The organism is Polaribacter butkevichii (assembly GCF_038024105.1).
Taxonomy (GTDB): domain Bacteria; phylum Bacteroidota; class Bacteroidia; order Flavobacteriales; family Flavobacteriaceae; genus Polaribacter; species Polaribacter butkevichii.
The window spans coordinates 2,858,250-2,873,388 of record NZ_CP150661.1 but is presented as its reverse complement, the minus strand read 5'-3'; the positions used below and the strand labels follow the sequence as shown (position 1 = coordinate 2,873,388).

Genomic DNA, 15,139 nt, shown 5'->3' with positions numbered 1-15,139 from the left:
ATCTATTTAATACTTTAAAGTTTATTAAAAACAATAAACTTCTCAGATAACTTTTATCAGTTACGTTAATAATTATTTATATGCTTGATGTATATATTTTGCATACTTTTCTTGATGTTCTCTATTGCCTGTCTTATAAAATTTTACAGCTTCGTTTGCACGCATAAAAAAATGATTGATTCCTATAATCTGTAACACTCCACTTCTAAACAAATCGTCTCTTACAGGGCCTTTAACACCTGCAAAATAAAACATGATATCTTTTTTCTGATAGAACTTAATTCGCTCTTTTAGCATTTCTACACCAGTACTATCAACCCTATTAATGCTCTCTGCATCTATAACTATCAATTTTAATGCCTTTCCTTTTTTTGCAGCCATTTCATCTAAATTATCTCTAAAATAACTTGAGTTGGCGTAAAATATTTGTGCATCAAACCTAAAAATTAAAATATCATCGTGTATAATTACCTCTTCAAAACGATTTTTATTTCTGTAAAAATTAGAATTTGGTACTTTTCCCAATTCCGTTACATAAGGTCTAGAGGTTCTATAAATTAACACAATTAAAGAAAGACCCACTCCAACAATAATGCCGAATTCGATTCCTAATAATAATGTAGCAATAAAGGTGGCTAACATCAACCAAAAATCTAAATAATTGGCTTTCCATAAAAAAGCAGCTTCTTTAATATTTACCAAATTAAAAACAGCTACAATAATAATTGCTGCCAATACTGTTTTTGGTAAATGATAAAATAAAGGCGTTAAAAATAAGAGTGTAAAAACCACCATTAATACAGAAATTAATGCTGCCATACCTGTTCTTGCTCCGCTTTCTTGATTAATAGCAGAACGAGAAAAACTTGATGTGGTTGGGTATGCACTAAAAAAAGACCCTACCATGTTTCCTAAACCTAAAGCAATTAATTCTTGATTGGGTCTTATTCTGTATTCATCTTGTTTTGCTTCTAAAGACTTTCCTATAGAAATGGTTTCTAAATAACCAACCATCACCAAGGTAAAAGCAATAGGCAATAACTCTCTTATTAAATCGATATCAAACTCAGGAATGCCAAAAGTTGGTAAGCCAGAAGGAATGTCTTTTACAATAGAAACATCCTTAAAAGCTGCACCAAAATACTTTAACATTACAATTCCGAGAATCACAACAATTAAGGCACTAGGTATTTTTTTATTGATTTTTCTAAAGATGATAATCACCACAACAGAAATGAGTCCGATAATAGTTGTGTGTTCATTCAAATCAATTATACGCCTCCAAATATCTGCTACCACATACTGAATTTGATCACTTTGAACAAAGTCTACACCAAACAAATTCCGAAACTGATTAAACCCAATAATTAACGCTACCGCGGATGTAAAGCCAGTTATTACGGGTTTGGATAGGAAGTTTACAATAAACCCCAAACTAAAAACCCCCATAATAAATTGGATTGCTCCAACCATTAATGCTAATAAAATGGCGATGGAAATATAACTATCAGAACCTGCTAAAGCCAAGGTAGAAACCCCTGTTGCAACTATTAAAGAATCCATTGCTACAGGACCAATTGCCACTTGTCTAGACGACCCAAAAATAGCGTACATAACTTGTGGCATTAATGCACAATACAAACCATAAATTGGTGGTAAACCTGCAATTAATGCATACGCAATACCTTGCGGAATTAAAATAATACCAACAGTTATACCCGCTAACAAATCTCCCTTAAAAAGAGATCTATTGTAGTTTGGTAACCATTCTAAAATTGGTATTATTTTTTTTATATTCATTCTTTAGCAATATGCTTTAAGCAATATGCTTTAAGCTTACAGCCTAAAGCTTAAAGCCTTTTAAAATAACTCTCCTTGATTTCTTCCTTTTACTCTTCCTAAATGTGTGTATGCTAATGCTGTTACTTCTCTTCCTCTTGGAGTTCTCATAATAAAACCTTGCTGAATTAAAAAAGGTTCGTACACTTCTTCAATCGTTTCTGTATTTTCTGAAACAGCAGTTGCAATGGTACTTAAACCAACAGGTCCTCCTTTAAATTTATCAATAATAGTCATTAGAATTTTATTGTCCATTTCATCTAAACCATGCGCATCTACATTTAATGCCTTTAAAGCATACTTTGCAATTTCTATGGTAATACTTCCATTTCCTTTTATCTGTGCAAAATCTCTAACTCGTCTTAACAAAGCATTTGCAATTCTTGGTGTACCTCTACTTCTACCTGCAATTTCTATGGCAGATTCCATAGAAATAGGAACATTTAAAATATGTGCACTTCTTTGAATAATGGTTGTTAATAATTCTGTTTTGTAATAATGTAATCTACTACTTATTCCAAAACGAGCTCTCATTGGTGCGGTTAACAATCCAGATCGGGTTGTAGCACCAATTAAGGTAAAAGGCTCTAAATTTATTTGAACAGTTCTGGCATTTGGGCCAGATTCTATCATAATATCAATTTTATAGTCTTCCATTGCAGAGTATAAATACTCTTCTACAATAGGACTTAATCTATGAATTTCATCAATAAATAATACATCGCGTTCATCTAGGTTTGTTAACAAACCTGCTAAATCACCTGGTTTGTCTAAAACAGGGCCAGAAGTAACTTTTATACCCACCTCTAATTCGTTGGCTAAAATATGCGCCAAGGTTGTTTTTCCTAAACCCGGAGGACCATGAAAAAGCGTATGATCTAAAGCCTCGCCTCTTTGGTTTGCGGCTTCAACAAATATTTTTAAGTTATCTATTGCTTGGTCTTGTCCTGTAAAATCATCAAAAGAAAGCGGACGTAATTTTTTTTCTACATCTAAATCTTCATTTGATAAATTGTCGTTTTCAGGATTTAAGTTTTCATTCATAACTACAAAGATAATTTATTTTAAAGTACAGTTTTGTAAGATTTGTTACATATCAAAAAAACCTTTCTGAATAAGAAAGGTTTTTTTGAATACGGTATCTAATTTTTAATTTTTTAAAATCTTACTAGTAAATGTACCTTTGTTGGTTTTTATACTAACAATATATATAGAAGAAGATAAACTACCTACCTCTAAATCAAGTTTTTCATCAGATATATTCAGTTTCCATTTTTTAATCTTCTGACCTAGTACATTAAATATTTCTACATTTTCTATAACCAAATTGGTGTTATTTATTATTAACAAATTACCAGAACGTTCATCCATATAAGTTCTTAAATTTATATCATAAATTTCATCCCTAGTAATTAATGTTTTAGCTGGGGTAAAGGTGATAAAAAATCTATTCTCATAAATTCCTTTTGATAATTGCAATTCAACCAACTCATTAAATTTTAATTCTGTGGTTGTGTTTTCTAAAGCATCAAATAGATAAATTTTTTGACTAATATTTTCTAATTCATCTATCCTTATAAAAACAGGTTCTTGAGATCCTATAAGAAGTGTTAATGGAATTTTTAATGCATCATTAATCCCTTCAACTCCTGCAATTGCTAATTTCTGATTATCCATTTCATCAAAATTCCAATATACATCTGTAGATTGAACATCTATCATTACACTTTCATATCCATAATCAAAACCATAAGAATGATTTTCATTAAATGAAATTCCTATTTGCCTATGAATCTTTATATAATCTTTATTCGTAAAATTCATCCCTAGTTTTAAAATAGGAAGCGTATTATTAGTTGTTTTCTTCTCTTTTCCTTTAAAAAAATGAGGCTCAGTTACTTGATAACTTCTTTGCTTATTATTAAAATTAACAGTTCCTCCATCTTCATCCGAAAGAACAAAAAAACCCTGACCTACAGCGATATATCTTGTTGGCTCTGTATATGTGTAAGAATCTGTTAACCCACTTGTACCCTCAACAACACTAGTGGCAGCTGTACCCATAGAAAAAGTTAATTGAGCATAACCTCCTTCATAGCCTCCTTTTACATGTCCTTGATCTGTCGCTTCTCCCGAATGTTCCCAAAAATAAAGCGTACCATCAATTGTATCTTCATTATTTAATATAAATGCCTTACCATCTAAAGTACCTGCGTATGGATTCCCTAAAAGACTATTTGTATTTGCAGATAAGTTAAATGAAATATCTCCATCAATTGGACTTCCATAAAAAGTAAAATATTGAGGATTCTCACCTGTACTTTTCATAATATACCCTAAACCTTTAGATAAATACCCCGTATCTTTTAATTGCACCCAATCATTACCTGCTGTACTATTAAAATAAGCCCAAATCCAATAACTTGCTATTTGTATAGGACTAGTAGCTGCTCCATCATAACCGCCAACAAAATTAATATCTGTAATTATAGAATTAGCAGAAAGACTACCTCCAGGATCTTTCATTATTTCTGAAACTCTATACGTATTACCTCCAATAAACTCTACAACAGGTGATGACCAATAGTTATATCTAAATACGTTAGGAACCTCGCTTTTTTGGCTTATTAATAATTTTCCATTACCCGTTACCTTACTACTACCATCGTGTACTTGAATAAACTGTGCGGTTCCTAAAATTCTAATTTGTGCATTTACATTTATATGAGTGTTATTTAAAACAATTAACGCATTATCACTAACACTTAACACATTACTATCTTGCACATTTAATATTCTTGCATTTAAACTACCTGCAGAATGCATGTAAGTTTCTTTAATTATTACACTTCTAGATTTATCAGGAAAACCATTACTCCACGCAGACCCTATACGTATGGTTGGATTTATTTTATGTAATCCCAAACCACTGTTGGTTTCTAAAACTGGAGTTTTTACTTCTGATAAGAGCGGTGCATTTACATGCCTTACAATTGCAGGAATTGGATTTGTATCTCCAACAACTGGTATTGAATCATCAATAAAAGAAATCCATTCTGATGGGGTAAAAGTGGTATTTGCTTTGGTTATTTCATCGATACGTACTAATGATGTTGTATTACTAATATTCTTAACAACATCATATCTATTCTCCCAAGCAGAAGCATTTACGGTTTTTGAAAGAATTATAGTGTCGTCTCCACCACTAAAATCAGTAATATTTGCGTCTGTTAATTCGGTAGGATTATTTATAAGAGTAACTCCTGGAAGTGATGCAACAGATTTTATAACAACAGAGCCACCGGCTGGTATACTTGCTATTGTTAAATCTGCCGTAGGCATAATAGCACTTGCAGAAGCAATACCTAAATCTTTAAATAAAACTAAACTGATATTAGTTACAGGTGTTGTTCCAATATTTGTTAATTCTATTGCGTTACCTGACGCCGTTTGATACACTTGACTAATAATTACAGGCAACAAACTACAGCTTTGGTCTTGTACTAAATTATCTTGACTACTCCCTAGTAATTGACCACTATCAGTAGCTATAACCGGAATACCATTTACATCTACATCTCCTTTTAATCGATTGTTACCTTCTACATCTGCAAAAGTAAAAGTAGCACCACCTTCTAATGCATCAGGGCAACCATCTCCATCACTATCTGCATCAAACTGATCTATAATTCCATCTAAATCAATGTCATATCTATCATCTATATTATCTGAATTAGAATCTACAAAACTGCTAAGACTGGGGTCTTTGTAATCTATAATTCCGTTTTTATTTGTATCTGCAATCGGGTTTCCACTATATGCATTTTCTGCAGTATCTAAAATACCATCATTATCGTCATCTAAATCAATAATATCAATTATTCCATCTAAATCAGTATCCGTTGTATCACAAGCTAAAACACTACCATTTTGGCTATCACCAATATTTTGTCCTGTACCACCACCCGCTTCTGTTAAAGTTGGTATTCCCAGTGCGTTTACTGCTCCGGTAATTACAAAATTAGCATCTAAATCCGTTTGCTTAACAGTACCTGTTGCTTCTAAAGCATCCGGACAACCATCTCCATCACTATCCAAATCTAAATAATTAGCAATTCCGTCTCCATCAAGATCACCAGTCCCTTCAATAGAATCTAAAACACCATCATTATCATCATCTAAATCATCAGTATCTTTTACACCATCACAATCGTTGTCTTCACCAGCCTCAGATATTGTTTGTGTATTATTACTTGGATCACTATCTGGCTGAAACAACCCCGTTGCTGTAGCTGTAAAACTGATAGGAAATGAAGCCGTACTTACAGATGTAGTAACTGTTAGCGTTACACTTTCTCCTTCTGTTAAATTATCCACAGTCCATTTATTATTAGTATTATTAAAACTTGCTGATAAAGGAGAAACACCTGCTTCAGAAAAAACTGCGGAGTTACTTGTTGCAGACATTCCGGTTGGAATTTCAAAATCTACATCAAAATCTTTTGATAGTTCGGTAGCTGATTTATTTGTTATCGTTGTTGTAAAAGTAGCTGTGGTAGGTGCACAAAAATCATCTGCAGAAATCATTGAGTTTGCCACTTCTAAATCTGTAGCTGGTAAAAGTATTTTTATTGCATCGTAATTATATGCTGTAAAGGCAATGTCTGTATTACCAGATGTAGTATGTACAAAATTAGTTATTTGGTTAAAATTACTAGTTGTAATTCCAAAATCACTTAATTTAATAGAAAGCACTCTTAAATCTCTCTTGGTATTTACACCAAAGGTACCGGTTACCAAACCTGTAGCAGGATTTACTTTGTAAATAGTCCAATCTGTATCGCCAACAGTCGCAACACCTCCAAATGTCACATTTACTTCCGCCCCCACTATATTACCTGCGCTATCTATAAATTTAAATTTATCTGTATTTCCAGGAGACCCTGTTTGAGTAACAATAATGTCTGGCAATGCATCATTAATACTTACTGCTTGGTTTATTACAATGGCATCATACACTATTACTTGACTTTTAATATTAAAAAAGTTTGATGCTAATTCTAATCCATTACTACCATCTCTAACAAAATGAGAAGGAACAATAGGATTAAATGTTTTTATATAATCTGTTGCACTATTATTTTGTGAAACACCTCCCCAATTGGTTCCAATACCAATTAATTCTTCCGATTTATAATTAATAGAAGCTGGCATTGGAAATGAAACAAAATTCCCGCTTGTATATGTTATATTATTAGCCGTTAAAATTGCATCATTAACACCCGTAGAGTAGGTAGCCCCACCTACGGTAAAACCTAATAAATTATTAGAATCATCATAAGTAGCTGGTACTATATTAGAAGATATAAAAAACCCTCCATTATCACCATAAATGGATGTTACAGCTGTTTGTGCATTAAAAAATAGAGTAAAATGCAAAATGCAGATTAAAATTATAGAATGAAAAAACTTCTTAGATGAGTTTAAATAAATAAGGGGCATGCTTTTAAATTAAATTTAATAAAATTAGTTTTTTTAAAGATGAATTTTTATTTATAAATAATCTTGTTAGTAAAGATAAATACTAGAGCATCATAACAAATCACTCCTTAATCAGAAATATTTACAAATTTTAATGGGGGAGATAATAATTTAAAACTTATTGATAATCGTAAATATAATAAAATCAAAAAAGCCTTTACAAATTGAAAAGGCTTTTTTTATTGATTTTAAAAAATTTATTTTACTTCAAGAATATTATTATCTAAATTAATGTCTGCCATTAATCCGCTTTTATCAATAGCAACAGATTTTACAGCTTTAGAAGTTGTAAAAGAATATGTTGGCATTGCCCAACCCCAATCTTTTAAAATGGTTGCTGTTGTTGGTTTATTGCCTCTCATCATTTCTAAAGGTATATTAAAACTTTCTAAAGTTCCATCCACATAAGTTACCTCAACATCCATTGGCATTGGCATTTGCCCGATTCTTTCTAAAGTAATTGTTTTATTATCAACAGATTTTACACCATAATCTATAGTATGTGTTGTTTCTGTCCACTCATTTAAATACCAACCTAAATCTAATTTAGATGTTTTTTCCATAGATCTTTTAATATCATTTGGAGTAGGATGCTTAAAACTAAAATCTGTAAAATACTTTTTTAATCCGTTTGCAACATTCTCTTTACCAATAACATATTCTAACTGACTTAAAAAGATGTTTCCTTTAGAATAACTTGCTGTGCTATACGCCCAATTTGTGTTGTATCTATCTGCATGTGTAGATAAAGACTCCTCATACCCTTTTGCAACAATTGCTCTATATCCTTTATAAGAACCTGCATGCGGATTTTCTTTATTTTCTTTTAAGATTTCGTTTTCTGCTTTGTTAGAAATATAGGTTGTAAAACCTTCATCCATCCAAGGGTGTAAACTTTCATTAGATGCTAACAAAAACTGAAACCAGGTATGTGCCATCTCATGTGCTGTTACGCCAAAAAGACTCCCAAATTTACGTTTACCAGTAATTAACGTAGACATTGCATACTCCATACCTCCATCTCCACCTTGTATTACAGAATATTGTTTGTATGGGTATTGACCAACATGCTTGCTATAATACGTCATTAATTCTGCAACTTTAGGTTGTAAATCTTTCCAGTTTTTTAAATACTCTGCTGCAAGATTTTCCTTGTATAAAAAGTGCAAATCAATTCCGTTTTCCATTTTTAAAACATCATGAATGTATGCTGGATCTGCAGCCCACATAAAATCATGCACATTTGGTGCTTTAAAATGCCATGTTAATTTATCGCCTTTAGGCAACTTTAACTCTTTTAATTCATCTTGATATCCATGACCAACTTCTTGAGGGTTTTGTAAATTACCTGAACCACCAACAGTATAGTTTTTATCGATATGAATGGTTACATCAAAATCTCCCCAAACACCTTGAAACTCTCTTGAGATGTAAGGAGGCGTATGCCAACCTTGAAAATCGTATTCAGCTAATTTAGGATACCATTGCGCCATAGATAACGCAACTCCTTCTTTATTGTTTCTTCCAGAACGACGAATTTGAACAGGAACCTGAGCATCAAAATTCATTTCTAAAGTAACTGTTTCTCCAGATTTTATAGGTTTATTTAATTGTACTTCTAAAATTGTACCTACGGTTTCATGAGAAACTGCAACGCCATTTTGTTTTAACGAATTTACTTTAATGTACCCTATTTCATCTGGCTGTAATTTGCTAATTCTATCTCTAACCCTTCTGTCTGGATCTTTAATATTTAAAGAACGAACATCCATTTGAGATCCTGGTTGAAATGCATTAAAATATAAGTGATAAAATACTTTATCTAAATCGTCTGGAGAATTATTAGTGTACGCTAAAGTCTGTTTTCCTTTGTATTGATATTTGTTTACATCTACATCAACATCCATTGTATAATCTACATGTTGTTGCCAATAGGTTTCTTTAGACACAGAAGTTGTGTTTTTTGTAACCGTACAAGAAGTTAACATGATAAGCGACAATCCTAAAAAGTAAATTTTTCTCATATTTAAGTTGATTAAAGTTTTAAAAAAAAAGCAGCATCTTTTACAATGCTGCTTTATCTAATTAATAATTATTTTTTTCCGTTTACCATTTCATCTGCCATTTTTAAGGCATTGTAAGCATTTACAACTCTACCCGAAACTGATAAATCTGCAAAAGGAACTTTTATTCCTTCTGGGTTTTCTCTTGATTGAGAACCTGGCTGAATTACATCAAAATTAATTTTGATACCAGAATTCATTAAAATATGTTTTACCTGACTTGCAGATAATTTAGGGTAATAAGAACGAATTAACGCTGCAACACCAACGGTAGAAGGTGCAGCCATAGAAGTACCGCTAAATTTTTTGTATTCATTTTCTGGAGTTGTAGAATAAATTTGAACTCCAGGTGCAAAAACATCTACATTCTTTTTACCGTAGTTAGAAAAATTAGCGGGTAACTTTTCGTTATAATTAGCACTCATTGCACCAATTGTTAATACGTTATCAGAAATTTCTGTTTCTAAATCTTTAGAATCGTTAGGATACGTTCTTTCTACGTCAATATTTTTACCATCATTTCCTGCTGCATTTACAATTAATACATCTTTAGAAGCTGCATATTTAATAGCATCATAAACCCATTCTTTTTTAGGCGAATATCCTTTACCAAAACTTGTATTAATAACTTTTGCTCCGTTATCTACTGCATAACGCAAACCTAAAGCAATATCTTTATCATACTCATCTCCGTCTGGTACAGCTCTAACAGCCATAATTTTTACATGATTTGCAACCCCATTTATTCCTATTCCATTATTTCTGCTTGCAGCAATAATACCAGAAACATGCGTTCCGTGTGCTTCATCTTTTACAGAGTGACCGGTTTTATTATTTCCATACACTTTTATATCCATGGTGTTAGGATTGTCTCCTACAGCACTTCTATAGTCTTTCTTTAACGCATCTCCATTTAACAACTCTGCAGAACTTGTAACCAATTTAGTTAATTCTGCTTTTGCTGCACTTAAAGATGGTAAACCAAAACTAAACATTTGCTTAGCAATCGCAACACCTTGTAATAAAGCAGGGTCTTCGGTAACAATAGCTAAAACCTCTTCTTTAGTATAATCTGTTTTATTTAAGTTTTTAGAAATAACATCGTCTGCATTTGTTATTCCTTGTAACATTTGCTCGTATCTTAATTTACTTTTCTCTGCACCTTCTAGTTTTTTATCATAAAACGCTTTTGCTTCTTTTGCTTCTTCTTCACTGGCAATAGATGGGTTTTTTACAATTCTTTCGTATTCTAAATTTTCTTTATAAATACTCCCTAAAAAATTCCAGCCATTAATATCATCTATAAAGCCGTTTTTATCATCATCAATTCCGTTACCTGCTACTTCTTTTGGGTTAACCCAAGCCACATCTTTTAAGTCTTCATGCTCTAAATCTGTTCCAGAATCTACCACACCTACAATAACTTCTACTCCTTTTTTACCAGAAAGAAACTGATATGCTTTTTCAAGACTCATACCTGGTATCGAATCTGTTAGCAAGTCTGCATGACTCCATTTATTTAACTCATCCTCAGACAACGTTCCTTTTTTAGCGGTTGCATTTAGTACCGTTGTTGCCCCCTGTGGAACAGGAATCTTAGAAATTGATTTACAACTAGAAAAAACTAAACCAGCAAAAGCTACGTAAAAAATAGGTTTTAAAACTCTCATAATCTCACTTATCTTAATTAAATATGTCTATAAATTTATGTGTATTCTTTAATCTAACTCCTTTTTCTGTATGCTGAACCGTACAAATTTCATTATAAGCATCATGTTCTAAAAAAAGGTAATATTCTTTATCTGCAGCTTGGTTTAAAAATGCTGCTTTTTCTTTTAACGTTAACAGGGGTCTTGTATCATACCCCATAACATAAGGCAAAGGAATGTGCCCAATAGTTGGTAATAAATCGGCTACAAAAACAATGGTTTTACCTTGGTAAGTTAACATAGGTAACATTTGTTTTTCTGTATGGCCATCCATAAAAAGTACGTCAAAACCAATTTGTTCTTTAAAATTACTGTGAATAAAATTTAATTGACCACTTTCTTTTATCGGGATAATATTTTCTTTAAAAAAAGAAGATTTTTCTCTTGGGTTGGGTTCGGTTGCCCATTTCCAATGTTTATCATTAGACCAAAATTTTGCATTTTTAAAAGCAGGTTGTAAAAAAGTTCTTTCTGCATTCCACTCTATAGCTCCTCCACAGTGATCAAAATGTAAATGTGTTAAAAAAACATCCGTAATATCATCTCTATGAAAACCATATTTTGCCAAAGAAGTATCTAAAGAAAAATCTCCAAAAAGGTAATAATAGCTATAAAATTTATTTGATTGTTTTGCTCCTAAACCTGTATCTACAAGAATTAAACGGTTTCCGTCTTCAATAAGCATACTACGCATGCTCATATCTATTAAGTTATTTTTATCTGCCGGATTGGTTTTTTGCCAAATTGTTTTAGGTACAACCCCAAACATTGCACCACCATCTAATTTAAAATTACCTGTTTCTATAGGATATATCTTCATTCTGTGTAGATTAAAATCATAAAAAAAATCGACTATAAAAATAATCAATTAAGACTTAATATATTCACAATACTTCATAAAAGTACAAGAGAACAAAGATGTAGAAAATTATATAAGTTTTTGTTAAGAAAAATCTAAAGGTTACCTATAAAACCTAAAATATTTTATGAATGTTAACCTTGCTTATTACTTGCCCTGTTAAAACTCAAATTACATAAAAATTTAGCAACTCTTAAAATTAAAAAAACTAAAAGAGTTAAACCTAGAATTACAAATAACAATTGATTTTCGAAAACAGATTCTACTGCTGCTACATTATTTGAAGATAAAACTTGTAAAAACATAATCAATTGTATTTTTATTACTTGAGCAACAAAAATAGGCTTCAACCGCTTTTTAAAAGTTTCTATTCGATAAACTGCGCCTAAGTTTCGATAACATGCAACTTACCCTCTTTTAATAAATTATTCCTTAACTATTATTTGTTGATGAATTTCGTTTCCAAAATTATCTGTAGCAGAAATAAAGTAACTTCCAACCCCTAAATTCACACCAAATTCATGCACTTCTTTTGTGGTTCCCAAATACGTATCATCTACATACCAATACAATACTGCCTCTTTATTTGCATGGGCTATTTTTAAAACAAGTTCATTCTTTTTTCCATCAAAGTTCTTTGGCAAAAAAATGGTGCTTTTTTCTGTTGGATACATAAATTTCATCACATTTTTTTGTTCTCCTAAACAATCATTTCTAAATTTTGGTAACGTTTTGTAAAACGGATTTTTATCCTTGTAATAGTATTCCATTAATGGAGGCAACACAAACCATTTTTTTTGCTTGATATTTTCTAAGCGTTCACAAGAAGTATTTACCTGATAATTTTCTGATACATCCACATTCACCAATACATGATATGGACAAGGTTTGGTTTTTAAACCCGAATTCTGTACAAATTCTACAGTTTTTTCTTCGCAATTTTCAGTAGCCCTATAACCACTTTTAGTACAAACTTCTATTTCTGTCATTTCATCAAAAGGTTTTTCAAACCATTCTGAATTTGGTAATTTATCAAAAACATCAAACAAAATAGGTGCTGCTGCTTGCACGCCAACCAAACCAGGTCTTCCTTCTCCATCTGCATTACCCACCCAAACTCCAACTACATAATCTTTGGTTGTTCCTATTGCCCAAGCATCTCTAAAACCAAAACTAGTACCTGTTTTCCAAGCAATTTGTTTAGACAAATTAAAAAACTCCCAATTCTGATCTGCATTGGGTCTATTTACATCTTTCAAACTCTCAAAAGTTAAATAAATAGAAGCGGCATCAAAAATGATTTTTTCTGATGATTTTTCTCCGAAATCTATTTTTTTATCGGCATAAAAAGTAGGTTCACAAAATTCATTTTTAAAATACCTGCTCGAATGTTCTGAATAGTGATTTACCGTAGATGCCATAGACGCATAACTTTTACACAAATCCCACAAGTTACTCTCTGCGCCACCCAAAGCCAATGTTAACCCGTAATAATTAGGATTTTTCTTTAAATCTTTTAACTTTAATTTTTGCAAATAATGATGAAATTTTTCTAACCCAAAACTTTGCAACATTCTTACCGTTGGTACATTTAAAGATTTAGACAATGCTAATTTTGCAGAAACAGCACCCGCATATTTTTTGTCGAAGTTTTCTGGATGATAACTTCCAAAATTTGTTGGTACATCTGCAATTAACATATTTGGCAACAAATCTCCACTATCTAACATGGCTGCGTACAAAAATGGTTTTAAAATACTTCCTGTACTTCTAGGCTTATCTATAACGTCTACAAATTTTTGATTTTTTTGCGTTGTTTCAGAATTGCCAACATAGGTTAAAACCTTCCTATTTTTTATATCTAAAACCAAAACAGAAATATTAAATATCTCATTGTTTTTCAGTTTTTTATAATGATTATTTACAATTAAATTTGTTTGAATTTGCAACTTTTTATCAATCGTAGTTTTTACAAATTTTCCATTATTATTTTTATTGATTTTCTGCAATAAATGCGATGTAATTTGAGGAAGCGGAAATGGCTTTTGTGGTAATTCTTCTAAAACGGATAATTCGTATGTTAATGAATCTATTATTTTTTTAGAGCGTAACTTTTTTAACAATCGATTTCTTTTTACCAATAATTTATGTTGATTTTTCCCTGGATAAATCAAGTTTGGCGCATTGGGTAAAACAGCTAAAGTTGCCGATTCTGCCCAAGATAAATCTGTAGCTTTTCTATTAAAGTAACGCCAAGAAGCAGCATCTAAACCTACAACATTTCCACCAAAAGGCGCATTAGAACTCCAATAGGTTATAATTTTTTCTTTAGACGCCCTAAACTCTAAACGCGTTGCCAAAATTAATTCTTTTACTTTTTCTAAATAAGTTCTAGGTCTATTATCTCTACTTAACCGAATTACTTGTTGCGTAATGGTACTTCCGCCTCGTTTTACACTTCCGGCTTGTAAATTTTGTTTTAATGCTTTCAAAATAGAAACCGGATTAAACCCTGGATGTTCATAAAAATGTTCATCTTCAAACTGAATTAAACAGGTTTTAAATTTCTGCGGAACCGAATCGTTATGCGGAAAACGCCATTGACCATCTTTTGCTATTAACGCACCCAACAACTCGTTTTTGTTACTTGTAATTACAGTTGATGTTGGCTTTGTAAATAATCTATTGGGCAAACAAAGCACATAGAAAATCAGCAAAACAACCACTAGAATTGTTTTCTTTTTATGGCGTTTTATGTAGTTTGTTATTTTCAATTTTTGATGTATTAATTTCTTTTAAGGTTTAATTGTCATTTCGAAATGAGCTTTTTTAGCGATTGAGAAATCTCACAAACAAAATATTCATGATGAGATTCCTCTTCCTACGTCAATTGGAATAACAATTCTACTTTTATCTGTCATTGCGAGTTTACAAAGCAATCTGTAATTTTTATCGAAAGATTGCTTTGCTCCTCGTAACGACAATCACACTTCCATTCCCTGTACAATTGTCATTTCAAAATGAGCCTTTTCAGCGATTGAGAAATCTCACAAACAAAATATTCATGATGAGATTCCTCTTCCTACGTCAATTGGAATAACAATTCTACTTTTATCTGTCATTGCGAG

General features: G+C 31.7%; 7 protein-coding genes. All 7 read right to left on the bottom strand.

The features are described from left to right. Positions 1–72 precede the first annotated feature (72 nt). Positions 73–1,800 (bottom strand): SulP family inorganic anion transporter, encoded by a 1,728-nt coding sequence (locus WG951_RS12215; protein WP_105049538.1) that lies wholly within the window; start codon positions 1,798–1,800, stop codon positions 73–75. Between the two features lie 60 nt (positions 1,801–1,860). Continuing rightward, the gene (ruvB, locus tag WG951_RS12210; protein WP_105049539.1) at positions 1,861–2,883 is read right to left on the bottom strand and encodes a Holliday junction branch migration DNA helicase RuvB; all 1,023 of its coding nucleotides are present in this window, start codon (positions 2,881–2,883) and stop codon (positions 1,861–1,863) included. A gap of 105 nt (positions 2,884–2,988) precedes the next feature. Continuing rightward, positions 2,989–7,278 (bottom strand): T9SS type A sorting domain-containing protein, encoded by a 4,290-nt coding sequence (locus WG951_RS12205; protein WP_170062907.1) that lies wholly within the window; start codon positions 7,276–7,278, stop codon positions 2,989–2,991. Between the two features lie 299 nt (positions 7,279–7,577). Continuing rightward, a complete protein-coding gene (locus WG951_RS12200; protein ID WP_105049541.1) occupies positions 7,578–9,404 on the bottom strand; it encodes a M1 family metallopeptidase in 1,827 nt (608 codons plus the stop codon). Positions 9,405–9,472: 68 nt separating this feature from the next. Then, positions 9,473–11,113, bottom strand: a complete 1,641-nt coding sequence (locus WG951_RS12195) for a S8 family peptidase (RefSeq protein ID WP_105049542.1) — start codon at positions 11,111–11,113, stop codon at positions 9,473–9,475. 13 nt (positions 11,114–11,126) lie between these two features. Continuing rightward, entirely contained in the window at positions 11,127–11,972 is an 846-nt protein-coding gene (locus tag WG951_RS12190; RefSeq protein WP_105049543.1) for an MBL fold metallo-hydrolase, read from the bottom strand. 464 nt (positions 11,973–12,436) lie between these two features. Beyond that, a complete protein-coding gene (pbpC, locus tag WG951_RS12185; RefSeq protein WP_245893530.1) occupies positions 12,437–14,785 on the bottom strand; it encodes a penicillin-binding protein 1C in 2,349 nt (782 codons plus the stop codon). Positions 14,786–15,139 lie beyond the last annotated feature (354 nt).